The sequence below is a fragment of the Microbacterium sp. F01 genome (genome assembly GCF_056156365.1).
This window is the reverse complement of record NZ_CM149592.1, coordinates 4,285,594-4,308,238: the sequence shown is the minus strand read 5'-3', so window position 1 is coordinate 4,308,238 and position 22,645 is coordinate 4,285,594. Positions and strand designations below refer to the sequence as shown.

Sequence of the window (22,645 nt, the reverse complement as noted above, 5' to 3'; positions counted from 1 at the left end):
CACGCTGCCCTCGACGGACACAGGATTGACGGATGCCGCGGCCCGCAGCATCCGTCAACCAGAACGTCAGTTCAGCGCAGATGTCAGGCGCATCAGGCCGTCGAGGAACGTGGCCTTCGCCGGCTCGCGCTTCCATTCCTCGAGGGTGAGCTCGCGGCCGGCGTCGCGGTAGGCCTGCTCGACCTCGCGCATGCCCTTGACGAACGACTCGCCGCGCACCATGAGCGAGACCTCGCTGTTGAGGCTGAAGGAACGGATGTCCATGTTGCTCGAGCCGATGACGGCGATGTCGTCGTCGATCGAGAAGTGCTTGGAGTGCAGGATGTACGGCGCGGGGTAGAGGAAGATCCGCACGCCCGCCTCGAGCAGCACCTGGTAGTACGACCGCTGCGCATGCCACACCATGAACTGGTCGCCGATCTCGGAGACGAACAGCTGCACCTCGAGGCCGCGCTGGCACGCGCTCGTGATCGCGTAGACCATCGCCTCGTCGGGCACGAAGTACGGGCTCGTGAGGATGACCTTCTCGGTCGCGCCGTAAATGAGCGACAGGAAGAGCCGCAGGTTGTTCTCGGTGTCGTAGCCCGGGCCGCTCGGCACGACCTGGCACTGCAGGGCGTCGAGCGCGGTCGACATCGGCAGCTGGGACGGCGGCACCTGGGCGGTGGCGGACAGGTCCTCGCCGGTCTCGATGAGCCAGTCCGACAGGAAGACGGTGTTGACGGATGCCACGATCGGCCCGGTCAGCCGCGTCATGAGCTCCTGCCACTTGAGGCCGCGTTTGATGTTCTTCGGCGATTCGTAGTCGCGGGCGATGAGGTTCTGTGAGCCCATGAACGCGACGCGTCCGTCGACCACGACGATCTTGCGGTGGTTGCGGAGGTCGGGGCGCTGATACTTGCCTTTGAAGGGCTCGACGGGGAGCATCCAGGCCCAGGTCACACCGATGCGGTCGAGCTCGGCCAGCATCTTCTTACTGTCGGGCACCTTCTTGGTCGCGACGTAGTCCGCGAGGAGGCGCACCGTGACGCCGCGCGCGACTGCCCGCTCCATGGCGCTGAAGAACCCGCGTGTGGTGTCGTCCCATCCGACGATGAAGAACTCGATGTGGACGAAGTCCGTCGCGGTGTCGACCTCGGCGGCCATGGCGTCGATCGACTCCTGGTAGTGCGGCAGGAGCGTCGCCTCGTTGCCTGACGAGGCGGGAAGCGCCGTCAGGTTCTGGTTCTGCTGCACCACGCGCTGGAACCACCGCGGCCACGAGGCATCCGTCTCGTCCAGCGCATTGTCGGTGACCCTGCTGCGGATGATCTCGTCGATGCGCGCCTGTTCGGCACGCCTCTTCGCCGGCAGGCGGAAGTTGCCGATGACGAGGTAGAGCACCACGCCGATGCCCGGGAGGATGACGATGAGCAGGATCCACGCCATCGCAGCCGTGGGCTTTCGCCCACGGGGGATGACGATGAGCGCGGTGATCACGATGGCCGCGTGCACGAGCGCGGCGAGCGACCAGGTCAGGTTGGCGAGAAAACCGGAGTCCACGGGGCAAGTGTGGCATCGCACGGCGCTGAGGCGCGTCGTTCAGGACGCGCGATTTCGCGGCGCGTCGCGCCGGGGTGGAGTGCGAGGAACGGCGGGCGCAGGCGGAGTGAGGGTCGCGACTGGGCTGTGCGCCGCGTTCGGCGCGTTTCGACTCGCTTCGCTCGCTCAACGAGCGGGACGGAGTGCGGGTCAGGTGTCGCTCGCTCAACGAGCGGAGGGGCGCGGGGCGGGGTGCGGGTCAGGCGTCGCTCGCGCAGCGGAAGCCGATGTGCGACATGCCGGTGTCCTCGGCCTGGGGGGAGCGCGCGGCGGGGCGGAAGCGCAGGCAGTAGTCCGGCGAGCACAGGTGCGAGCCGCCCTTGAGCACGCGGCGCGGGATCGACGGGAAGCCGTCCTGCGCGCTCGCCGCGGCGAGCAGGTTCGCGCGCTTGCCGGCGTCGACGGGCTTGTCCGACAGCCGCAGATGGCGCGGCGTGTAGTAGTCGGTCGTCCACTCCCAGACGTTGCCGGTCATGTCGTACAGACCGTAGCCGTTGGGCTCGTACGAGCCGACGGGCGCGGCATCCCCGACGCCCTGGTTGTCGTACGGGAACCGCCCCAGCCACGAGTTCGCCTGCGCCACACCGCCCGGGTACGGCTCGTCGCCCCACGCGAACCGCGCGCCCACGAGCCCGCCGCGCGCGGCGAACTCGTGTTCGGTCTCGGTGGGAAGCCGCAGGCCCGCCCACTCGGCATACGCGGTCGCGTCCTCGAAGGCGACGTGGACGACGGGATGCTGCAGCCGCTCGTCGACGGACGACTCGGGTCCGAACGGCCGGCGCCAGAAGGCACCCGGTTGCCACCGCCACCAGTTGCGCCAGTCGCGGAGGTCGACGGGGCCCGGCGTCGGCGTGAAGACCATCGCGCCCGGGACCAGGTCGGCGGGATCCGCGCCCTCGAACGCGGCCGGGTCGAGCTCGCGCTCGGCGACCGTGACGTACCCGGTGTCGTCGACGAACGCGGCGTACTGCGCGTTGGTCACGGCGTACCGATCGATGCGGAACGGCGCGACCTCGCGCTCGTGCACGGGCTGCTCGTCGGGGTAGAACTCGTCCGACCCCATGCGGAACACGCCGCCGTCGAGGAGCACCTGGTCGTGGGTCGCCGCAGTCACCGCTCCACCGTAGCCGTGAGCAGACAGGGGAAGCTCAGAACGAGCCGATGCCCTTGCCGATGAGCGAGATGCCGATCACCAGCAGCAGCACGGCCATGATGACGGCGTTCTCCCTGCCCAGCCACACGCGCAGCGCGTCGAGGGGACCGCGGAGCTTCTCGGCGGCGATGAGGTAGCCGACCACCGGGACGAGGACGGTGGATGCTGCGATCAGCGTGAAGACCGCGATCACGAGCACGATCGACCCGGTGTCGAGACCGGCCGAGCCGATGTCGACGCCGGCGGCAGCGGCCATCAGCAGGTTCTTCGGGTTGACCGCCGAGAGCAGAAACCCGAGGCCCAGTGCGACGGGGAAGGTGACCTTGTCGATCGCCTGCATCCACTTCGGCATGGTCGGCTCTTCGCTCGCCTTCGGTCGCGCGCGCCACTGACGCAGCGCCAGCAGGAGCAGCCCCGCGCCCAGCACCAGCTGGATCACGCCCCGAGTCGGGTTGGAGGCATCCGCATCCTGTTCGGGGAGGATCGACGACAGCAGCGTGAACACCGTCACCGCGACCACGATGCCCAGCACCCAGCCGAGCAGGAATCCGACGCTCGTGACCCGCGCCTTCGGCGAGAGGAGCATGAGGATCGCCGCGATGATCGGGATCGGGCTGATCGCCACACCGAGGGCGAGGGGAAGAATCTCTCCGATGACGGCGCCCATGGGCGTCCTCCTGAGGTTGTCGAGCGATATCGGCCTGGCTACCGTATCGGCCGATCTCCGTCAGACGTCGTTGATCCGGTCGCGCCACTCCAGGAGCGCCGTCAGTGGCGAGAGGTCGTAGTCGGGACCGTCGATCGCCGGGACGATCAGCCGGAAGCCGAGGTCGTGCAGGCGGGACGCCGCATCCGTCCCCTCCAGCAGGGGACCGAATCCGCGGACGGTGTAGCCGGTCGACAGCTCGATGTCGGCAGGGTCGCGGCCCTCGCGGGCGCACCACTCGTGGAGCACGCCGATCTTGCGGGGGAGGTCGTCGAGCCGCGTGAAGGTGTGCCAGATGTCGGCGTGCTGGGCGACGAGCCGCAGCGTCTTGCGCTCGCCCTGGCCGCCGATGAGGATCGGGATCCGCCGCGTGGGCGGCGGATTCAGGCGGTCCCAGCGGGCGCGCACGCGTGGCAGGTCTTCGGCGAGGGCGTCGAGCCGCGAGCCGACGGTGCCGAACTCGTAGCCGTACGCGTCGTAATCGGGCTGCGCCCACCCCGAGCCGGTGCCGAAGATGAACCTGCCGGTGCCGGTGGCGCGGGCGCTGATGTGGTCGACGGTGCGGGCCATGTCGGCCTGCAGGTCGGGGTTGCGGTACGAACTGCAGTTGACCAGCGGCCCGAACTCGACGCGCTCGGTCTGCTCGGCCATCGCGGCGAGCACCGTCCACGCCTCGAAGTGCGCGGCCTCGAACGGCTCGGTGAGCGGGAAGAAGTGGTCCCAGTTGAAGACGACGTCGACGCCGAGTTCCTCCGCGCGGAGCACGGCGTCGCGATAGGCGGTGTACGACCCGTGCTGCGGCGCGAGCTGCACGCCGATCCGCAGAGGACGATGGGCGGACGGATGCTGCGACTCGGTCACCTGCGCGAGTCTCTCAGTTCTTCGGCTCGATGCGGAGCACCTCGGGCGACTCGCCGACGGTGAGGTCGTCCACGACGCGCAGGGTGCGGGCGAGGTCGTCGACGCTGCCGATCACGGTGCCGAAGCGCTCGCGGTCGGAGCAGACGGCCGTCACCGTGACGAAGTGCGTGCCGGTGTCCCACGTGTAGGTGGCGAACGGCGGGGTGCGCGTGTCGGAGGGGAGCGCCATCTCGAGCTTCTCGCCGACGCCGAGATAGGGGTTCCGGAACGACTCGGTGTCGTCGTACTCCATCGGCATCATCGCGCGGGCGGCGCGGAGGTCGTTCGTGGCCTGCTGCACCTGCGCCATCACCACGACGAGCTCGGCGTCGGCTTTCCAGACCCACACCAGCACGCGTCCGGCGGCCCTGCGCATGAGGAACGGCGCGGCCTGGCTCATCGCCCAGGCGGCGAAGCCGTTCCCGGAGCGCGGCTGCCCGCCCGCGGCTGCGGAGGACTCGATCGGCGTCGCGCCCGCAGGGCCGATCATCAGGCCGCCGGCCTGGTTGAGCAGCATCCGTATCGCCGTCTTCCGGTGACGGCGTCCTCGGAAGCCGAGCGACTCGGTCACGGGCACCCAGAGGTTCGGGTCGGCGTCGGCCTGCAGTCGGGGCATGCGACCAGGGTACGTGCCACGACGGGCGCGTTCCTGGGGAGCCCCGGAAACCCCTCGGGTAGGGTGGAGGGCGCGCGGCGACCAGCCGCTGCCGCGCGCCCCCGCCGCACAGACAGGCCCCTGACCCCGTGACCGATCCTGCGACGCCCGACGACACCCCCGCCGACACCGCGAGCCCGCGCGCGCTGACGATCCTCTACGGCGCCGACACGTTCCTTCCGCACGTGAACGGCGCCGCCCGCTTCGCGGAGCGCCTCGCCGCCGGCATGGTCGCGCGCGGTCACGAGGTGCACGTGATGGCGCCCAGCAAGAGGCACCGCGACCACGGCACCTTCACCGAGGTCATCGAGGGCCAGCCGATGACGATGCACCGGCTGCCGTCGTGGCGCTGGTATCCGCACGACTGGCTCACGTTCGTGCTGCCGTTCCGGTCGAAGTACTACGCCCGCCGCGTGCTCGACACGGTGCAGCCCGACGTGGTGCACATCCAGTCGCACATCGTGATCGGCCGCGGCCTCACGCGCGAGGCGCGCAAGCGCGGCATCCCCGTCGTCGCGACGAACCACGTCATGGCCGAGAACGTGCTCGACTTCACGGTGCTCCCGCCGTCGTGGACCCGGTACGCGGTGAAGCTCGCGTGGGAGGACGCCGAGCGCACGTTCAAGATGACGCGCGCGGTCACGACCCCGACGCGCAAGGCTGCCGAGTTCCTCGAGCGCACGATCGACATCCAGGACGTCATCCCGGTCAGCTGCGGGATCGACGCCTCGAACTACACGGCTGACCTCACACCCCGCGACGCGCACCGGTTGGTGTTCGTCGGCCGGCTCACGACCGAGAAGCAGATCGACGTCGTGCTGCGCGCGATCGCGACGCTCGACCCGGCGCTCGACGTGCGGTTCGACATCGTCGGCTCGGGCGACCAGCGCCGCAACCTCGAGCAGCTCGTCGCCGAACTGAACCTGGGCGACCGCGTGTTCTTCCACGGTCACACGACCGACGAGGAGCTGCGCGCGCTGCTCACGAACGCGAGCCTCTTCGTGATCGCCTCGATCGCCGAACTACAGTCGATCGCGACGATGGAGGCGATGGCGTCGGGTCTGCCGATCGTCGCCGCCGACGCGGTCGCGCTCCCGCATCTCGTGCACGACGGTGAGAACGGCTATCTGTTCCGCCCCGGCGATGTCGACGACCTCGCCGCGAAGCTCACGACGGTGCTGACGCAGGCACCTGAGGAGCGTGCGCGCATGCAGCGCTGCTCGCTCGAGGGCGTCAAAGTGCACGACATGAAGCGCACGCTCGACACGTTCGAGGCGCTGTACCGCGACGAGCCCCTGCCCGAGTAGGCCGCCGTGCACGTCGTGATGTTCGGCGACCAGCACGCCGAGTCGCTCGGCGGGGCGCAGGTCTCGATGAGGCTGCAGCGCCGCTTCCTCGAGAAGGCCGGGCACACCGTCACGATGGTCGCGCCGGCGATGCACGGACCGCGGGCGCGGGTGGCTGGTGACCCCGCGTATGTGGACCTGCCGTCCATCCCGATCACGGTGGACCGCGAGTACTCGATGTCGTGGCCGGGCCGGCGTACCGATCGGTGGCTGGATGCTGCGATGGCAGGCCGCCCGCCGGTCGACCTCGTGCACATCCAGGGTGACTTCTGGGGCGCGTTCGTCGGCGTGCGGTTCGCGGAGCGGCACGGCATTCCGATCGTGCACACGATGCACAACCGGCTCGATGTCGGGATCGAGGCGACCACGCCGTTCCCGAAGACCGTGCTGCGGGCGCTGAACGCGTGGCAGCGGCGCGCCCTCGGGCACCGGGTCGGCGAGTCGGAGCGGGGCCGCGACGGCTGGGCGTACCTGCGCCGGTTCGGCGCCCGCGCCGCGGCGATCACCGCCCCGTCGACGCACTTCGCGCGCCGGCTCGAGGCGAACGGCGTCGTTCCTCGCGGCCTTCCGTCGGCCGTGTCGGCGGCGCCGGCGGTCGACGTGATCTGGAACGGGATCGACGACGACGTGCTCGACGAGGTGCTCGCGACGGCGCCCGCCGAGCGGGCTTCCGGGTTGCCTCGGTTCGTGTGGCTCGGGCGGATGAGCCCCGAGAAGCGCCTGATGCCCTTCCTCGAGGCGGTTGCAGTGTCGGGCATCGACGCGAAGATCGAGATCATCGGCGGCGGCGGGCAGCTCCGGGCCGCGCGACGTCTCGTCGAGAAGCTCCAGCCTCGTGCGAGCGTGATCTTCGCGGGACGGATGCCGTACGCCCAGACCCTGCGGCGCATCGCTGCCGCGGACGCCGTCGTGCAGACCTCGATCGGCTTCGAGACGCAGGGCATGACGATCTTCGAGGCCGCATCGCTCGGAACGCCGTCGGTGGTCAGCGACCCGGACCTTGCGGCCGAGCTCGGCGAGGGCTTCTGGGCGGTCGGCGACGGTGCTGCGCCCGACCCGTCGGTCGCCGCGCTGGCGGACGCGCTGCGGGTGGCAGCATCCGATATCTCCGCCGGAACGCCCCGTGTGGCCGACCCGACCATCCGCGAGCGCTTCCGTCAGTCGTCGCGCACCGCGGCGATGGTCGAGGTCTACGACCGCGTCACCCGCTGACCCGCCGCGGCACTGCGCCCCGGGGTCCTCATTCGAGGACGAGAGCCGGGATGAGGGGCGAATCGTGGGATCCGCTCTTCACCCCGGCCCTGATCCTCGATTGAGGATCAGAGCCGGGGCGGCGGGCGCCGGGTCACGGGAGGCGGGTGCGGTCGGTGGGAAGGCGACGGTAACCGTCGTTGCGAAGGGCGGCGATCGTCGATCCGAGGGCCACCGCGGACAGGGCTGCGAGAAGAATCACCATGAACATGGCAGAAACGCTACGCTTGCGTCAGTCCTGCCACGAGTGGCAGAATGGACACACATCGCACGAAAACTGCCAGTCGCGGAGGTTCGCATGAAAACGGTGGCCTGCATCGTCACGGACGGCTTCGCGCCGTTCGAGTTCGGAGTCGCGTGCGAGGCGTTCGGCCTCGATCGCTCCGATGACGGCATCCCGAACTTCGACTTCCGCGTGGTCACGCCCGACCCCGGCGCCGTGCAGTCCAAGATGGGCTTCTCGATCAACGTCGACGCCGACCTGTCGTTCGCGTACGAGGCCGACCTCGTCGTGGTGTCGCCGGTGCCGCACCAGTACTGGGGCAGGGTCGACGACCGCGTGCTCGACGTCATCCGCGCCGCGGTCGCGCGCGACGCGTGGGTGCTGAGCGTGTGCAGCGGCTCGTTCGTCGTGGCCGCCTCGGGCGTCCTCGACGGTCGTCGCGCAACCACGCACTGGATGTACGCGCAGAAGATGAAGGAGATGTACCCGTCCATCGACGTCGACCCCGACGTGCTCTACGTGCAGGACGGCCGCATCATCACGAGCGCCGGCACCGCGGCCGGCCTCGACGCGTGCCTGCACCTGCTGCGGCAGGAGCTCGGCGCGGAGCTCACCAACATCATCGCCCGCCGCATGGTCGTGCCGCCGCAGCGCGACGGCGGTCAGGCGCAGTTCATCGCGAACCCGCTTCCCGCGACGACGTCGCTCTCGCTCGCACCCGTCACCGATTGGATGCTCGACAACCTGCGCCTCGACCTCACCGTCGACCAGCTCGCGACCAAGGCGCACATGTCGCCGCGCACGTTCGCGCGCCGGTTCAAGGCCGATTTCGGTGCGACGCCGGCGGCCTGGCTCGCGCGGCAGCGGATCATCCACGCACAGCGTCTGCTCGAGAAGACCGACCTGGGTCTCGACCGCATCGCGTACGAGAGCGGCTTCGGGTCGGCGGCGGTGCTGCGCCAGAACTTCGCGCGCGTGCTCGGCACGACGCCGACGGCATACCGCTCCCGCTTCGCCTGCACCATGGACGAGCCTTGCGACCTCGAGATGGCGGATGCCCCGGCCTCCGCCGAAGCGGGAGCCGAGGCATCCGTTCTCGTGTCCGTCGCGTAGGGGGAGCGGGTGCCGCACCCCTGCGAACGGATCAGGCCTTCTTGGCGTCGATCTCCTTGCCGTGGACGGTGAGCGCGTAGATCACGAGCACGTCGATCGCGAGGAGGGCCAGCGACAGCCACGGCTGAACGGAGATGAGCGTGATCTGACCGATCGCGTTGATCGCGACGAGCACGATCGCGGTGATGCGGGCCCAGGTCGCGCCCAGCAGCAGGAAGATGCCGACGAGGATCAGCAGCGCACCGGCGATCAGGTGCCACCAGCCCCAGCCCTGCACGTTGATCGAGAAGAGCGCCTCCTGCCCGATGAAGTAGGCCGTGTCGGGGCCGATGAGGGCCTGGAGGCCGTGGAAAGCGTCGATGGTGCCGCCGACGATGAGGACGACAGCGGCGAAGACGCCCCAACCGGCCCAGCCGGAGGTGTTGACGTCGGAGTTGGTCATGGCGAGGGTCCCTTCATGTCGGCCGGGGAGGCCGTTCAGCGTCGGGCGGCGGAACCCGCCCGAGCGGGCGTTCCATCCCGCTAGGCGCCACACTAGTGAACCTGGGAGAATCCTGGGAAGAGGTCGCATCGTGCATGTCGCGTGAATTACACCGGATGACTCCGCGCGTCGGGAAAGAACCCGTCGCCGGCGGCACACCCTTCGCTAGCGTGTGACCCGTGGGGTTCGATCCGAGAACGTGGTTCTCCCGCAAGACGCTGCGCAAAGACGCCGTCGCGGGCGTGATCCTCGGCGTCGAGGCGGTGCCCGACGGCCTTGCGGCGGGGCTCCTCGCCGGGGTCAACCCGCTCGCCGGCCTCTACGGGTACCTCTTCGGCATGGTCGGTGCCGCAGTGCTGACGAGCAGCGCGTTCATGGCCGTGCAGGCGACGAGCGCGATGGCCCTCGTCGTGTCGGATGCCGGGCTCGACGCGCTGCCGAACCCTGACCGCGGACTGTTCACGCTCGCGATCCTGACCGGCATCATCATGGTCATCGCGGGCCTGCTGCGGGGCGGCAGGCTCATCAGCTTCGTGCCGACCGCTGTCATGACGGGGTTCGTCACCGCGATCGGCGTCAACATCATCCTCGGCCAGCTGTCGAACTTCACCGGGTATCAGGCGCAAGGTGCGAACCGGCTGCTCAAGACGATCGACGTGCTCGTGCACATCGGGCAGTGGAACATCCCGTCGCTGGTCGTCGGGGTGATCGCGGTGCTCATCATCGTGGTGCTCCTGCCCACCCGCGTCGGCAGCATGGGGCTCGTCATCGCCGTGGTGGTGGGCTCGGTGTGCGCGGTTCTGCTGAACCTGTGGGTGCCGAATTCCGTCGTGCTGCTGCGCGACATCGTGGACGTGCCGCGCGGGCTGCCTGCGCCGGTGCTGCCGAGTATCGCCGACGCGCCGAACCTGCTGATCCCCGCGCTGTCGCTCACGTTCATCGGTCTCGTGCAGGGCGCGGCCGTGTCGGCGGGCATCCCGACGGCCGACGGCAAGCGCGCCGACGCGAACCGCGACTTCATGGGGCAAGGGCTCGGCAACGTCGTGTCGGGGCTGTTCCAGGGCATGCCGGTCGGCGGGTCGATGTCGGGATCGTCGCTCATCGTGCAGGCGGGCGCGAAGACGCGGCTGTCGTTGTTCGTCGCCGGCGCCGTCATGGCGGTCGTCGTGTTCCTCCTCGCCGACGTCGTCGCGTACGTGGCGATGCCGGCACTCGCCGGGCTGCTCATCGTCGTGGGCTGGCGTGCGATCAAACCGAGCCGCATCTACTCGGTGATCAAGTCGGGCCTGCTGCCGACGACGATCATGGCGGTGACGTTCGGACTGACGCTGATCATCCCGCTGCAGTTCGCCGTGCTCGTCGGTGTGGGGCTCGGCGTCATCCTGTACGTCGCCGAGCAGTCCAACCGCGTACGCGTGCGGGCCGTCGTGATCACCGACGACGGACGCATGCGCGAGGTCGACCCCCCGGCGGTCGTTCCGCCGGGAGAGGTGCTGGTGCTGCAGCCCTACGGCAGTCTCTTCTTCGCCAGCGCGCCGGTGTTCGAGCGCCAGCTGCCCGACGTCAGTAGAGAGTCGAGCGGATCCGTGGTGATCGTGCGCCTGCGCGGCACCGACGAGATCGGCCTGTCGCACGTCGAGGTGCTGCGCCGGTTCGCGGCGCAGCTGCGCGACGCCGACTCGACCCTGAAAGTGGTCGCCACCGCGGATCGCGTCATCTCCCAGCTCGACGCCGGCGGTCTCACCGCCGACATCGGTGCCGACAACGTCTACCGCGGCACCGAGTGGGTGGGCGAAGGACTGCGCCGCGCCTACGCCGACGCCCGCGCCGAGATCGAGGACTAGCGCCGCGTTGCTCGTCGGGCGGCTCGCTGGTAAACTTGAGCCATGACGACTCAACTTTGACGAAGAGTTGAGGTCCACAGATTTCAGGAGACACATGAACGCCACACAACAGCCCGGGCAGGAGGACGCGCAGAGCGCCCTCGAGCAGTTCGGGATCAACCTCACCGACCGTGCCCGACAGGGCAAGCTCGACCCCGTCATCGGGCGAGACAGTGAGATCCGTCGCGTCAGCCAGGTGCTGACCCGCCGCACGAAGAACAACCCCGTCCTCATCGGCGAGCCCGGCGTCGGCAAGACCGCCGTCGTCGAGGGTCTCGCCCAGCGCATCGTCGCGGGCGACGTCGCCGAGTCCCTCAAGAACAAGGAGCTCGTCACCCTCGACATCTCCGCGCTCGTCGCGGGCGCGATGTACCGCGGCCAGTTCGAGGAGCGCCTCAAGAGCGTCCTCAAGGAGATCACCGAATCCGACGGCCGCATCATCACGTTCATCGACGAGCTTCACGTGCTCATGGGCGCGGGCGGCGGCGAAGGGTCGGTCGCGGCATCCAACATGCTCAAGCCGATGCTGGCGCGCGGCGAGCTGCGCCTGATCGGCGCGACCACGCTCAACGAGTACCGCGAGTTCATCGAGAAGGATGCTGCGCTCGAACGCCGCTTCCAGCAGGTCTATGTCGGCGAGCCCAGTGTCGAAGACACCGTCGCGATCCTGCGCGGACTCAAGGAGCGGTACGAGGCCCACCACAAGGTGGCCATCGCCGACGCAGCGCTCGTGGCCGCAGCATCCCTCAGCCATCGCTACATCCCTTCGCGGCAGCTGCCCGACAAGGCGATCGACCTGATCGACGAGGCCGCGTCGCGCCTGCGCATGGAGATCGACTCGGCGCCGCTCGAGATCGACGAGTTGCGACGCCACGTCGACCGCCTCAAGCTCGAAGAGCTCGCGCTCAAGAAAGAGAAGGACGACGCGTCGAAGGAGCGCCTCGCCGCACTGCGCGAGACGCTCGCGGGGGAGCAGGCCCGGCTCGCCGAGCTGCAGGGCCGGTGGGAGCGCGAGCGCGCGTCGCTCAACCGCGTCGGCGACCTCAAGACCAAGCTCGACGCCGCCCGCATGGAAGCCGAGCGCGCGCAGCGCGAGGGCAACCTCGAGAAGGCGTCGCGCCTGCTGTACGCCGAGATCCCGGCGCTTGAGCGCCAGCTCGTCGAGGCCGAGCGCGAAGAGCCCGCCGGCGATCGCATGGTCAATGAACAGGTCACCGACGAAGACATCGCGGCGGTCATCGCAGCGTGGACCGGCATTCCCGTCGGCCGGCTGCTGCAGGGCGAGACCGAGAAGCTGCTGCACCTCGAGTCCGAGCTGGGCAAGCGCCTGATCGGGCAGAAGGACGCGGTGAAGGCGGTATCGGATGCTGTGCGCCGCTCTCGGGCGGGCATCAGCGACCCCGGTCGCCCGACGGGCTCGTTCCTGTTCCTCGGCCCGACCGGCGTGGGCAAGACCGAGCTCGCCAAGGCGCTCGCGGAGTTCCTCTTCGACGACGAGCACGCGATGGTGCGCATCGACATGTCGGAGTACGGCGAGAAGCACTCGGTCTCGCGCCTGGTCGGCGCCCCTCCGGGATACATCGGGTACGAGCAGGGCGGCCAGCTCACCGAGGCCGTGCGACGGCGGCCGTACTCGGTCGTGCTGCTCGACGAGGTCGAGAAGGCACACCCCGAGGTCTTCGACGTGCTGCTGCAGGTCATGGACGACGGGCGGTTGACGGATGGGCAGGGTCGCACTGTCGACTTCACGAACGTCATCCTGATCCTCACGTCGAACCTGGGCTCGCCGATCCTCATCGACCCGACCCTGTCGACCGAGCAGAAGCGTGACGCCGTGATGGCGATCGTGCGTCAGGCCTTCAAGCCGGAGTTCCTCAACCGGCTCGACGACATCGTGATGTTCGCCGCGCTCAGCGAGGACGACCTCGCGCAGATCGTCGAGCTCGCCGTCTTCGCGCTGCAGCGGCGCCTGCGCGATCGTCGGCTCAGCCTGGCGGTGACGCCCGACGCCCGGGCCTGGCTCGCCGAGCGCGGCTACGACCCGGTGTTCGGCGCGCGGCCGCTGCGCCGCCTCATCCAGTCCGAGATCCAGGACCGCCTCGCGATGGCGCTCCTCTCGGGCGGCGTGCGCGACGGCGACGTGGTGCGGGTGGATGTCGCGGCCGACGGCTCCTCGCTGGTGCTCACGAGCGACGGCCCGGCCGCGCCCGAGCCTGCCTCGGACGACGACGTGATCGAGGCCGAGCTCCTCGACGATTGACCCCCGTCCGGCGCGTTGCCCGGCGTGCTGCCCGCTGCCCGCCCCCCTTTGCCGCGAGAGAACACCTGACGGCCGAGAGGTAGGGAAAGCACCTACCTTTCGGCCGTCAGGTGTTCTCTCGGCGAGATGGCCGGAACGAAGGGGGGTGGGCGGGATGATGACGGATGCCTCGGCCAGCGGCGGCCGGGGGGGCGCAGCATCCGTTTCTCTTACCCGGGGTGGATCAGTCGTTCACGAGCAGCGAGTCGGCGGCGGGGCGGCGCACGCGCGGGGCGTTCTCGCGAGCCTGGAGCTCGTCAGAGGCCGTGCGGATGTCGCCGAGCTCGCCGACCGCCATGACGGTGACGGGGGTGAAGTCGGCGCTGAGGCCGAACCCGGCGGCGATGGCGTCGCGGTCGAAGCCGCCCATCTGATGGGTCGACAGGCCGTCGGCGTGCGCCTGCACGGTGAAGTGCGCCGCCACCTGGCCGGTGTCGTACTGGGCCCAGCGCATCGGCTCGCCGTCGCGCGTGGTCTCGGCGACGAACACCACGAGCGCGGCGGCATCGCCCGCCCACACGCTGTTGAAGCCGGCGAGCGATGCGAGCACTGTCGCGTGCGCGGCCGAGCCGCGGCGGGCGACGATCACGCGCCACGCCTGCGTGTTGGCGGCGGTCGGCGTCCAGCGGGCGGCCTCGAGCGCGCTCGCGAGGGCGGCCTCGTCGATGACCGACTCGCGGTCGAAGATGCGGGTGCTCCAGCGCTCGGCGAGCACGTCGATGATCGGCGCGTCGGTCTCGGCGGTGCGGGCGGTGAGAGTGGACATTTGGGGTGCTCCTCTGGGGTCGAGCGATTTTCTGCCGGGACCCCGTCGGCCCAGATCCATGCAACGACATAGACCTGGGAACATTCCCTCCATGTCCTCCCGTGTCGCCGGGCGGCCCGTGAGAGCATCGACCCGTGCGCACCGTCCGGGCTCTGTGGGGGTCTTCGCATCCGGGGCCGACGCTCGTCGTGACCGCGCTCGCGCTCGCGCTGGGCATCGCCACCGGGCTCGAAGCCTGGCGGCTGGCGCTCCTGACCGTGTCGGTCTTCGCGGGGCAGCTGTCGGTCGGCATCTCGAACGACGCGCTCGACGCGAACCGCGATCGCGCCGTGGGGCGCACCGACAAGCCGATCGCGCGCGGGGACGTGTCGACGCGGGTCGCCTGGGGCGCGGCGCTCGGTCTGCTGATGCTCGCGCTGGTGCTGTCGGCGCCGTTGGGATGGCGGATGCTGGCAGCCCACGCGCTCGCACTCGGCTCGGCATGGGCCTACAACGCGGGGCTGAAGTCGACGCCCTGGTCGATCGTGCCGTTCCTGGTGAGCTTCGGAATCTTCCCGTCGCTCGCGACGCTGTCGGCGCCCGATCCTTCGTTCGCGGCCTGGTGGGCGTGGGTCGCCGGCGCCTCGCTCGGCGCCGCCGTGCACCTCACGAACGTGCTGCCCGACCTCGACGACGACGCCCGCACGGGCGTGCGCGGCCTGCCGCACCGGCTGGGTCCGCGAATGGCGGCGATCGTCGCCGCGCTCGCCGTGGTGGCGGGTGCGGTCGCCGTGCTTCTCGGGGCCGCCGGCGGAGACCTCGGGGTGGTGTCGCCGGTGTCGTGGGTGTTCTTCGCGGCCGTCGTCGCCGTGGCTGCGGTGACCGCGTGGCAGGCGATCGCGAGGCCGCCGACGCGGACGCTGTTCCGGCTCGTGATGCTGGCGGCGCTGCTCCTCGCGGCGCAGATGGTCGCGTCGGGCAGCGCCTTCGTGGCCCTCGGCTCCCGAGTCGGCGTGATCGAGCAGCGTGAAAGTCGGAGATCTGGCGAATCTCGGACCGATTCGCCAGATCACTCCGAGATACGCGGGATCTCCGAGTTGGCGGGCCGGCGGGGCCAGGGTCAGGCGTCGACGTCGAAGCCCATCGAGTAGGCGCGGGCGAACAGCCGGGCCGACGGGCCGGCGAGCATCGTGCGCACGGCCCCGCGCCGCAGCGCGTCGCCGCGACCGCTCGGCCGGCCGAGAGCGGTGTTCACGCTCGCGAGCGCGGCCGCGCGGCGCGCCGACTGAACGCGACGAGCTTCCCACCGCAGCAGCCCGATGTCGGGCGCCGAGCCGGTGCGGACCCAGGAGGCCAGAAGCGGCGCCAGTGTCACGGCGTCGAGCAGGCCGAGGTTCATGCCCTGCCCGCCGATGGGGCTGACCTCGTGGGCGGTGTCTCCGATCGCGAACACACGGCCGCGGCGCAGCCGGGGCGCGACGACGCGGCGCACGCCGAACGACGTCGCGGTCGACACCGCGTCGGCCGCGACGTCCTCACCCCGGCGCGCGAGCGCGGCGCGCAGCCGCTGCGCGCGCTCCTCGGGGTCGTCGCCGGCTCCCGGCGCGTCCCACGCGACGAATCGGCGGCGCCCGCCCGGCAGCGGGAACGACTCGAGCACGCCGTCGGGGTCGAGGTGGATCACCGCGAGTTCTGCGTCGGCGTCGGCGGCAGCATCCGTCATCAGGTACCGGTCGCGATAGTCGCGCGCGGGCACCGCCCCCGGGCGGTAGACGAGATCGCGTGCCGCGCCTCCGCCCGCGACGACGACGATGCGGCTCTCGGACTCGACGGGTCGGCCGAGGATCCCTGCCCGCACCACCACCGATTCCCGGCGGGGGATGACGGCGAGCGCGTACGCGCCGCGCAGCGGCTCCGGAGCGGCGGCGCCGAGCACGGACTCGGTGCTCGCCTGCGGCAGGGTCGCCACGAACGGGAAGCGCGCCGACAGCACGTCGAAGTGCACGGTGCCGAGCAGCCGGCCTCGCGATCGGGCTTCGCCGCGTCGCACGCGCACCGCCTCGGCGAGCAGCCGGTCGGTCAGACCTGACGGCTCCAGAGCGGCGAGGACGGGGGAGTGGATGCCGATGGCCCGGGTGCCGTCGCCGACAGCCGGTCTCCGCTCGAGCAGTTCGACGTCGACGCCGCGGCGGGCGAGCTCGCCGGCGAGCAGCATCCCGACGGGCCCCGCGCCGACGATGGTGACGTCACGCATGACCGCGCCCGACGGCGACGAGCCGGAACGGCACCGGGCGCTCCACCGACCAGGCACCGGGGCCGTCGCCCTCGAGCGCCGCCGCGAGCTCGGCGCGGGTGTAGCTGCGGCGGATGGAGCGGAGGCCGTCGGTGCGCAGGAAGGTCCCGCGTTGGAAGGGCGTGATGCCCACGGCGTAGAGCCCGTAAGCCAGCCGCGAGCGGGCGATGTCGCTGTGCAGCACGATGCCGCGCGAGAGCGCGAGAGACTCCTCGGCGAACTCGGGGAGGTCCTCGCCCAGGTGGTGGAGCACGTGATTCGACAGCACCGCGTCGTACGTGAGCCCCTCGCTGACGAGGGTGGCGGCATCCGCTCTCCGGAAGCTCGCCCCGGGGATCGGTGGGCGCCCGAGCGCGACCTCGTGCGCGCGCGCGTCGGGGTCGATGCCGGTCCAGGTCACGTCGAGTCCGTCGCGCCGTGCCGCAGCGGCGAGGCGCGCGACGAGGTCGCCGCCGCCGGACCCGATGTCGAGCACATGCGCCGGTCGGCCGAGCGCGGCCAGGTGCGGACGCAGCCGCGTGCGATAGACGACGCCCCAGCCCGACACGAGGCGGTTGACCGTGCCGAAGCGCACCAGCGTGGCGCGCAGCAGGTCCGGGTCGCAGGCCGGATCGTCCATGAGCTCGGCGAGCCGGTCGTCGCGGACGGCGAGGCTCATGCCCGCACCGCCCTCACGCGGAGGCCGCCAGGGCCAGGTCGACGTCGTCGGCGCTCGCGACGGCCGGGCGACGCCGGGTCATGAGCGCCGACTCGACGGTGAGCCCCGGGCCGAAGGCCAAGCCCGCGACGCGCGCCCCATCGCCGACCGCGTCATCACGCAGCAGCGACGCGAGGATGAACAGGATCGTTGCGCTCGACATGTTGCCGAAGTCGCGCAGCACAGCGCGCGACGCCGCGAGGGCGTCGGGCGGGAGGTCGAGTCCGCCCTCCACGCGGTCGAGCACACTGCGCCCGCCCGGATGCACCGCCCACACGTCGGGGAGAGCGTCGTCGCCGAGGAACCGACCCACTGCGCCCTGGATCTCGCGGCCGATGATCCGCGGCACCTCGGCCGAGAGGATCATCTCGAACCCGTTGTCGCCGATCGTCCAGACCATGTCGCTCTCGCCTTCGTCGGTCAGGGCGGTGCCGAACCTGTCGAGGTCGAGGCCTCCGGGGCGCCCGGCGGTCGGGTCGGCGGTGATGATCGCGGCGGCCGCCCCGTCGGCGAAGACCGAGGACGCGACGATCTGCTGCGGATCGTTCGAGGGCCGCAGGTGCAGCGTGCAGAGCTCGGTGCAGACCACGAGCACGACCGCGTCCGGTCGGGTCGCCGCGAGCGCCGACGCGACCCGCAGCGCCGGGAGCGCCGCCGCGCACCCGATGAAGCCGAGGTGGCACCGCTCGACCGTCGGGCTGAGGCCGAGATCGCGCACGAGCCGGTAGTCCGGACCCGGCGCGAAGAGACCGGTGCACGAGACGGTCACCAAATGGGTCACCGCCGAGGGATCGATGCCGCCGTCCGCCAAGGCGTTGCGTGCGGCGGCGGCCGTGAGTTCCGGCGCGGCCCGGATGTAGCGCTCGTTGCGGGCGCCGGTCGTGGGGGAGAGGAGCCGCCCCTCGGTGTCGACGAAAGCGGCGGCGTCGGGCGCCCGGCCCGTCACGAACTCGGAGAGCACGGTGTGGCGCTCTGCGATCGCCGATGCGTCGAACACCGCGTGGATCTGTCGCTTCGCGAGTCGATCGGCCCCCTCCTGCGCCGCGAAGATGTCGCGCGCGACCTCCTGCGGGATGCGCGTGGGCGGAACAGCTGTGCCGATCGAGACGATGCGGGCCGTCATGGAGCAACCTAAGCACGCTCGCGCCCCGAACAGCACGACCTTGCCGGAATCCGAGACGTCGGGTACCGCAGAAGAGCTGCAGATCGACGGGATGCGGGGAATCGGATGCCTCGGCCCGCACCCTGCGCGGCGGGCCGAGGCATCCGACAGCCAGGCGTCAGCGCCCCGGGTCGGGCGCCTCGGTGTCCGCGTGCTCCGCGTGCGCGTCGGGCAGCTCCCGCATACGCCAGAACGGGCCGATCACGACGAAGAGGCACGCGAAGAGCTCGCCGAAGGCCCCGATCCACAGCGTGGGCACGGTGCCGATCCAGGTGCCCAGCGCGCCCGCGAGCAGCGCGGCGATGGGCATGACACCCCACACCACGAAGCGCACCGAGGCGTTCATGCGCCCGAGCAGTCGCGGCGGCGTGATCCGCTGACGGAAGGTGACCTGGGTGATGTTGTAGAGCAGCACCGTGAAGCTCGCCAGGAAGAACTGGATCACCAGGAGAGGGAACGCCAGCGCGGGCACGAGAGAGATCGCCGGCAGGAAGAACGGGATCACCGAGAACGCGATCGCGCTGGTCGGGATCGCTCGTGCTTCACCGATACGCGCCACGATGCGCGGCGTCAGCATCGCGCCGAGGAGTCCGCCGACGGCCGAGAGCGAGAACACGATGCCCACCATCTGCGGGGTGAGACCCAGCTCGCGCAACGCGAAGATCGGCAGGAGCGTCGTCGCGATCGTCCCGAAGAAGTTCGCGGTTCCGGTGGTCAGCACGATGCGTCGCAGGAGCCCGTTGCCGAAGACCCAGCGCAGGCCCTCGCCGATCTCGCGCACGAGCGGCTGGTGGTCTTCCGGGGCGCGGAGCTGCTCGTGGTCGCGGGTGAACAGCAGCGCCACGAATGACGCGAGGTAGGTGACGACCGTGATCAGGATCGCGAGCGGAGCGGCGAGCACGCCGAGCAGCCAGCCGCCCACCGCAGGGCCGGCGAGGCCGGCCAGCTGTTCCGTGGACTGGAGCTTGCCGTTCGCCTCGGCGATCTGGTTCGTCCTCACGAGGGAGGGAACGATGCTCTGATTCGACACGTCGAAGAACACGGTCGCGACACCCATGATCAGCGCCACGGCGATCATGTGCCAGATCTGCAGCATCCCGAGCACGGCCAGCAGGGGGAGAGTCGCCAGGGCGGCGGCGCGGATCGCGTCGGCCACGATCATGACGTGCCGCTTGCGCATGCGGTCGATCCACGCGCCGGCCGGAAGGCCCACGATGAGGAACGCCGCGACCTGCGCGGCGTTCAGCACGCCCACCTCCCACTCGGTCGCGTTCAGCGCGAGCACGGCGAGCACCGGGATGGCGAGCTCGGTGATCTGCGCGCCGAACTGGCTGAGCGCCTGACCACTCCACAGCGTCACGAAGTTGCGGTCGCGCCACAGCGAGCCCTTCGGCGCCGACGCGGGGGCGACGCCCGCCGCCGCTTGCTGATCCGCCTCGACCGCCTCGTCGGCACCCGCGCGGGAGGTGAGGACGGATGCCTCGGCCCGCGCCTCTGCGAGCACGGTGTCGTCGACGTCCTCGGCCTCGCGCACCTCGTCTGATTGGGACATGTCAATCAGTGTGCGCCACTGATTGAGATCTGTCAATCACTCGGCTACGCTGGCCTCGTGGCCGACCAATCCGAGGAGCGGATCGAGCTTCGCCCGGGGGATCCCGAGGCGGAGGCGCGCATGCGCGCCCTGAGCTCACCGCTGCGCCTGCGGGTGCTGCGGCTGTGCGCGTTCGAGTCGCGCACGAACAAGGAGCTCGCCCAGCTCCTCGGCATGAATCCGGGCACGATGCTGCATCACGTCCGCACGCTCGTGCAGACCGGCTACCTTGCCGCCGAGCCCGAGCGCACCGGCGCACAGGGCGCGCGCGAAGTGCCGTATCGCGCGACCGGGCTCTCATGGCGCACGTCGATGCCCGGTGGGTCGCCGGTGCTGATCGAGACGTTCCTGCAGCAGATCGAGGGCGTCGACCCCGAGGATCTCGATGCCACATGGCTCGGACTCAAGCTCACGCCCGAGCACAAGCACGAGTTCCAGCAGCGCCTGTACGAGCTCGTCAACGAGTTCAAGGAGCGCGGTCCCGACCCCGACGGCGAGACGTACTCGTTCTTCAGCACGCTCCACCCCGACGAGAACCCGCCGGCCCTCTCCTGACGCGGGTTCTTGCGGTTCGCAGAAGGGCGCGAGAACTTCTCCGGATGACGGATGCTGCGGCCCGCAGCATCCGCTGTAGAAAGAGTCCATGACCACCGCGACGGCCGACCTCTACGACGAACGCGGCGACGAGCTCGACTCGCTCGCGTTGCAGCTGCACGACCTCGGAGGGCGTGTCGCGTTCGACGGGCCGATCCGCACGGTGCGGTGCCACCGCGACAACGCGCTCGTGAAGGCGCTGCTCGCGACGCCGGGCGAGGGCGCCGTGCTCGTGATCGACGGCGGCGGATCGCTCGAATCGGCGCTCGTGGGCGACCTCATCGCGGCGTCCGCGGTCGAGAACGGGTGGGCGGGGCTCATCGTGCACGGCGCCGTCCGCGACCGCGTCGCGATCGGCGAGCTCGACCTCGGCGTCAAGGCGCTCGGCTCCAACCCGCGCAAGAGCGCGAAAGCGGGCGTCGGCGAGGTCGACGTGCCCGTGGTCATCGCAGACGTCGCGTTCGTGCCCGGCAAGCACGTGTGGGCCGACGCCGACGGAGTGCTCGTCGAGCGGTGACGGGCCCCGCGGCGAGGGGTGGTGCGCATCGCGCGGGGCGCTCGTAGGGTGGGGCTGATGTCCTCCACCGACGGGACGCCCGCCCGCTACCTCGCACGGGCCATAGAGATCGCGACCGAGAACGTCCGCAACGCGGGCGGTCCGTTCGGCGCGGTCGTGGTGTCGGCGGACGGGCAGGTCTTCGAGGGCGTGAACCGCGTGACGGCCGACCTCGATCCCTCGGCGCACGCCGAGGTCGTCGCCATCCGGCGGGCGTGCCAGGGGCTCGGCACGTTCGACCTCACCGGCGCGACGCTCTACACGAGCTGCGAGCCGTGCCCGATGTGCCTCGGCACCGCGCTCTGGGCCCGCATCGAGCGCGTCTACTTCGCCGCGGACCGCGAGGACGCCGCCGCCGCGGGCTTCGACGACGCCGTCTTCTACCGCTACTTCGACGGCCACCCCGAGCACCGCGACATCATGCCCGTGGAATCGATCGAGCTCGTCCCCGAGCACCGCGTCTCGCCGTTCACTGAGTGGGGTCGGAACTCGACCCGCATCGAGTACTGACGACGACTCCGGCGTTGGGCGTTCGCCGTTCGCCCGGGTGGGAGGGCGGGAAGGGCGCGGTCCGTCGGCTCAGCGACCGGAGTCCGCGGGCGCGGCCTCCTCGATCAGCTGCAGCAGCTGGGCCGAGACGCTCACGGCGATCGTCGCGGGGTGCTTGCCGGGGATCTCGGCGAGGCCGATGGGCGTCGTGACCCGGGCGAGGGCAGCCTCGTCGTGGCCGGCCTCGTGCAAGCGCGCCCGGAACCGGGCCCACTTCGACCGCGAGCCGATGAGGCCGATCGAGGCGATGCCGCCGGTGCGGAGCGCCTGGTCGACGATCGCGAGGTCTTCGGCGTGGTCGTGCGTCATGACGAGCACGTGCGTGCCCGCCGGCACCGACGCCAGCACGGACTCGGGCACCGGAGCATGGTGCACGTGCACGCGCGCCACCGCGTCGGCGAGCGGCCCGGCCACGCCGTCGACGCCAAGACGCGACGGCGACAGCATCGTGTCGCGCGAGTCCACGAGATGCAGGTCGAGGTGCTGGCGCGCGAGGATCCGCGCGACCTCGAGCCCCACGTGGCCCATCCCGAACACCGCGATCGACGGCACGACCCGCACCGGCTCGAGCATGAGCGTGACCTCTCCTCCGCAGCACTGCACCCCGTACTCGGTGGTCTCCTTGTCGCTCAGCGTGAGCGTCAGCAGTTCCGGCTCGGCGGTCCCGGAGGCGAGCATCGCCCGGGCGCGCGCGACGGCGGTCGCCTCGAGGTTGCCGCCCCCGATCGTCTCGAAGACCTCGCCGGGCGCGACGACCATCTTCGCGCCGCCGTTGCGCGGCGCGTGGCCGCGCACCATCGCGAGCGTCACGATCACCGCGGGTGTGCGGGCGTCTCGCAGATCCCGCACCGCGTCGAGCCAGTCCAT

The 22,645-nt window shown here is 70.7% G+C and carries 21 protein-coding genes; 9 read left to right on the top strand and 12 right to left on the bottom strand.

Annotated elements, in window-relative coordinates; all coding sequences use genetic code 11:
* Window positions 1-66 precede the first annotated feature (66 nt).
* From cls to ACVN90_RS19695, 5 genes are all read right to left on the bottom strand, one after another.
* Complete coding sequence (cls, locus tag ACVN90_RS19715; protein WP_475099898.1) at window positions 67-1,542, bottom strand: cardiolipin synthase; 1,476 nt, start codon at window positions 1,540-1,542, stop codon at window positions 67-69.
* Window positions 1,543-1,780: 238 nt separating this feature from the next.
* Window positions 1,781-2,695, bottom strand: coding sequence for a formylglycine-generating enzyme family protein (locus ACVN90_RS19710; protein ID WP_475099897.1), 915 nt, complete (start codon window positions 2,693-2,695; stop codon window positions 1,781-1,783).
* 34 nt (window positions 2,696-2,729) lie between these two features.
* On the bottom strand, window positions 2,730-3,401 hold the full coding sequence (locus ACVN90_RS19705; RefSeq protein WP_475099896.1) for a GAP family protein: 672 nt from the start codon (window positions 3,399-3,401) through the stop codon (window positions 2,730-2,732).
* Between the two features lie 60 nt (window positions 3,402-3,461).
* Complete coding sequence (locus ACVN90_RS19700; RefSeq protein ID WP_475099895.1) at window positions 3,462-4,301, bottom strand: LLM class F420-dependent oxidoreductase; 840 nt, start codon at window positions 4,299-4,301, stop codon at window positions 3,462-3,464.
* A 13-nt stretch (window positions 4,302-4,314) separates the two neighbouring features.
* The gene (locus ACVN90_RS19695) at window positions 4,315-4,956 is read right to left on the bottom strand and encodes a hypothetical protein (protein ID WP_475099894.1); all 642 of its coding nucleotides are present in this window, start codon (window positions 4,954-4,956) and stop codon (window positions 4,315-4,317) included.
* A 128-nt stretch (window positions 4,957-5,084) separates the two neighbouring features.
* Between ACVN90_RS19695 and ACVN90_RS19690 the strand changes: the two genes are divergently transcribed.
* The 3 genes from ACVN90_RS19690 (at window position 5,085) to ACVN90_RS19680 (ending at window position 8,928) form a co-directional block, all read left to right on the top strand.
* On the top strand, window positions 5,085-6,302 hold the full coding sequence (locus ACVN90_RS19690) for a glycosyltransferase (RefSeq protein ID WP_475099893.1): 1,218 nt from the start codon (window positions 5,085-5,087) through the stop codon (window positions 6,300-6,302).
* Window positions 6,303-6,308: 6 nt separating this feature from the next.
* On the top strand, window positions 6,309-7,553 hold the full coding sequence (locus ACVN90_RS19685; protein ID WP_475099892.1) for a glycosyltransferase: 1,245 nt from the start codon (window positions 6,309-6,311) through the stop codon (window positions 7,551-7,553).
* Window positions 7,554-7,890: 337 nt separating this feature from the next.
* Complete coding sequence (locus ACVN90_RS19680; RefSeq protein WP_475099891.1) at window positions 7,891-8,928, top strand: GlxA family transcriptional regulator; 1,038 nt, start codon at window positions 7,891-7,893, stop codon at window positions 8,926-8,928.
* Window positions 8,929-8,959: 31 nt separating this feature from the next.
* On the opposite strand, the gene ACVN90_RS19675 is transcribed toward ACVN90_RS19680, so the two are convergent.
* Window positions 8,960-9,370 (bottom strand): DUF7144 family membrane protein, encoded by a 411-nt coding sequence (locus tag ACVN90_RS19675; protein ID WP_475099889.1) that lies wholly within the window; start codon window positions 9,368-9,370, stop codon window positions 8,960-8,962.
* 218 nt (window positions 9,371-9,588) lie between these two features.
* Between ACVN90_RS19675 and ACVN90_RS19670 the strand changes: the two genes are divergently transcribed.
* On the top strand, window positions 9,589-11,253 hold the full coding sequence (locus ACVN90_RS19670; RefSeq protein ID WP_475099888.1) for a SulP family inorganic anion transporter: 1,665 nt from the start codon (window positions 9,589-9,591) through the stop codon (window positions 11,251-11,253).
* Window positions 11,254-11,347: 94 nt separating this feature from the next.
* Window positions 11,348-13,552, top strand: coding sequence for an ATP-dependent Clp protease ATP-binding subunit (locus ACVN90_RS19665; protein ID WP_475099887.1), 2,205 nt, complete (start codon window positions 11,348-11,350; stop codon window positions 13,550-13,552).
* Window positions 13,553-13,775: 223 nt separating this feature from the next.
* Here the strand turns inward: ACVN90_RS19665 and ACVN90_RS19660 are convergent, their stop codons facing one another.
* Window positions 13,776-14,357, bottom strand: a complete 582-nt coding sequence (locus ACVN90_RS19660; protein ID WP_475099886.1) for a nitroreductase family protein — start codon at window positions 14,355-14,357, stop codon at window positions 13,776-13,778.
* Window positions 14,358-14,491: 134 nt separating this feature from the next.
* On the opposite strand from ACVN90_RS19660, the gene ACVN90_RS19655 reads away from it, so the two are divergent.
* The gene (locus ACVN90_RS19655) at window positions 14,492-15,487 is read left to right on the top strand and encodes a UbiA family prenyltransferase (protein WP_475099885.1); all 996 of its coding nucleotides are present in this window, start codon (window positions 14,492-14,494) and stop codon (window positions 15,485-15,487) included.
* On the opposite strand, the gene ACVN90_RS19650 is transcribed toward ACVN90_RS19655, so the two are convergent.
* From ACVN90_RS19650 to ACVN90_RS19635, 4 genes are all read right to left on the bottom strand, one after another.
* Window positions 15,457-16,590 carry an FAD-dependent oxidoreductase gene (locus ACVN90_RS19650; protein WP_475099884.1) on the bottom strand — a complete coding sequence of 378 codons (1,134 nt, stop codon included), beginning with the start codon at window positions 16,588-16,590 and terminating at the stop codon, window positions 15,457-15,459. The genes ACVN90_RS19655 and ACVN90_RS19650 overlap by 31 nt on opposite strands.
* Window positions 16,583-17,287, bottom strand: a complete 705-nt coding sequence (locus ACVN90_RS19645; protein ID WP_475099883.1) for a methyltransferase domain-containing protein — start codon at window positions 17,285-17,287, stop codon at window positions 16,583-16,585. The genes ACVN90_RS19650 and ACVN90_RS19645 overlap by 8 nt, the downstream gene beginning before the upstream one ends.
* Before the next feature lie 13 nt (window positions 17,288-17,300).
* A complete protein-coding gene (locus ACVN90_RS19640; protein WP_475099882.1) occupies window positions 17,301-18,449 on the bottom strand; it encodes a type III polyketide synthase in 1,149 nt (382 codons plus the stop codon).
* 157 nt (window positions 18,450-18,606) lie between these two features.
* Entirely contained in the window at window positions 18,607-20,040 is a 1,434-nt protein-coding gene (locus ACVN90_RS19635; protein WP_475099881.1) for an MFS transporter, read from the bottom strand.
* 57 nt (window positions 20,041-20,097) lie between these two features.
* Here ACVN90_RS19635 and ACVN90_RS19630 point away from each other — a divergent pair, with 57 nt between their 5' ends.
* The 3 genes from ACVN90_RS19630 (at window position 20,098) to ACVN90_RS19620 (ending at window position 21,739) form a co-directional block, all read left to right on the top strand.
* Window positions 20,098-20,634, top strand: coding sequence for a helix-turn-helix domain-containing protein (locus ACVN90_RS19630; protein WP_475099880.1), 537 nt, complete (start codon window positions 20,098-20,100; stop codon window positions 20,632-20,634).
* Window positions 20,635-20,722: 88 nt separating this feature from the next.
* Complete coding sequence (gene rraA / locus ACVN90_RS19625) at window positions 20,723-21,190, top strand: ribonuclease E activity regulator RraA (protein WP_475099879.1); 468 nt, start codon at window positions 20,723-20,725, stop codon at window positions 21,188-21,190.
* 57 nt (window positions 21,191-21,247) lie between these two features.
* Window positions 21,248-21,739 carry a nucleoside deaminase gene (locus ACVN90_RS19620; RefSeq protein ID WP_475099878.1) on the top strand — a complete coding sequence of 164 codons (492 nt, stop codon included), beginning with the start codon at window positions 21,248-21,250 and terminating at the stop codon, window positions 21,737-21,739.
* A 69-nt stretch (window positions 21,740-21,808) separates the two neighbouring features.
* Here the strand turns inward: ACVN90_RS19620 and xdhC are convergent, their stop codons facing one another.
* A complete protein-coding gene (gene xdhC / locus ACVN90_RS19615) occupies window positions 21,809-22,645 on the bottom strand; it encodes a xanthine dehydrogenase accessory protein XdhC (protein ID WP_475099877.1) in 837 nt (278 codons plus the stop codon).

Coding starts and splice junctions, on each gene's coding strand:
- ACVN90_RS19705 (WP_475099896.1), bottom strand. CDS start 3,401: ATGGGCGCCGTCATCGGAGAGATTCTTCCCCTCGCCCTCGGTGTGGCG.
- ACVN90_RS19695 (WP_475099894.1), bottom strand. CDS start 4,956: ATGCCCCGACTGCAGGCCGACGCCGACCCGAACCTCTGGGTGCCCGTG.
- ACVN90_RS19680 (WP_475099891.1), top strand. CDS start 7,891: ATGAAAACGGTGGCCTGCATCGTCACGGACGGCTTCGCGCCGTTCGAG.
- ACVN90_RS19675 (WP_475099889.1), bottom strand. CDS start 9,370: ATGACCAACTCCGACGTCAACACCTCCGGCTGGGCCGGTTGGGGCGTC.
- ACVN90_RS19665 (WP_475099887.1), top strand. CDS start 11,348: ATGAACGCCACACAACAGCCCGGGCAGGAGGACGCGCAGAGCGCCCTC.
- ACVN90_RS19660 (WP_475099886.1), bottom strand. CDS start 14,357: ATGTCCACTCTCACCGCCCGCACCGCCGAGACCGACGCGCCGATCATC.
- ACVN90_RS19650 (WP_475099884.1), bottom strand. CDS start 16,590: ATGCGTGACGTCACCATCGTCGGCGCGGGGCCCGTCGGGATGCTGCTC.
- ACVN90_RS19645 (WP_475099883.1), bottom strand. CDS start 17,287: ATGAGCCTCGCCGTCCGCGACGACCGGCTCGCCGAGCTCATGGACGAT.
- ACVN90_RS19640 (WP_475099882.1), bottom strand. CDS start 18,449: ATGACGGCCCGCATCGTCTCGATCGGCACAGCTGTTCCGCCCACGCGC.
- ACVN90_RS19635 (WP_475099881.1), bottom strand. CDS start 20,040: ATGTCCCAATCAGACGAGGTGCGCGAGGCCGAGGACGTCGACGACACC.
- rraA (WP_475099879.1), top strand. CDS start 20,723: ATGACCACCGCGACGGCCGACCTCTACGACGAACGCGGCGACGAGCTC.
- ACVN90_RS19620 (WP_475099878.1), top strand. CDS start 21,248: ATGTCCTCCACCGACGGGACGCCCGCCCGCTACCTCGCACGGGCCATA.
- xdhC (WP_475099877.1), bottom strand. CDS start 22,645: ATGGACTGGCTCGACGCGGTGCGGGATCTGCGAGACGCCCGCACACCC.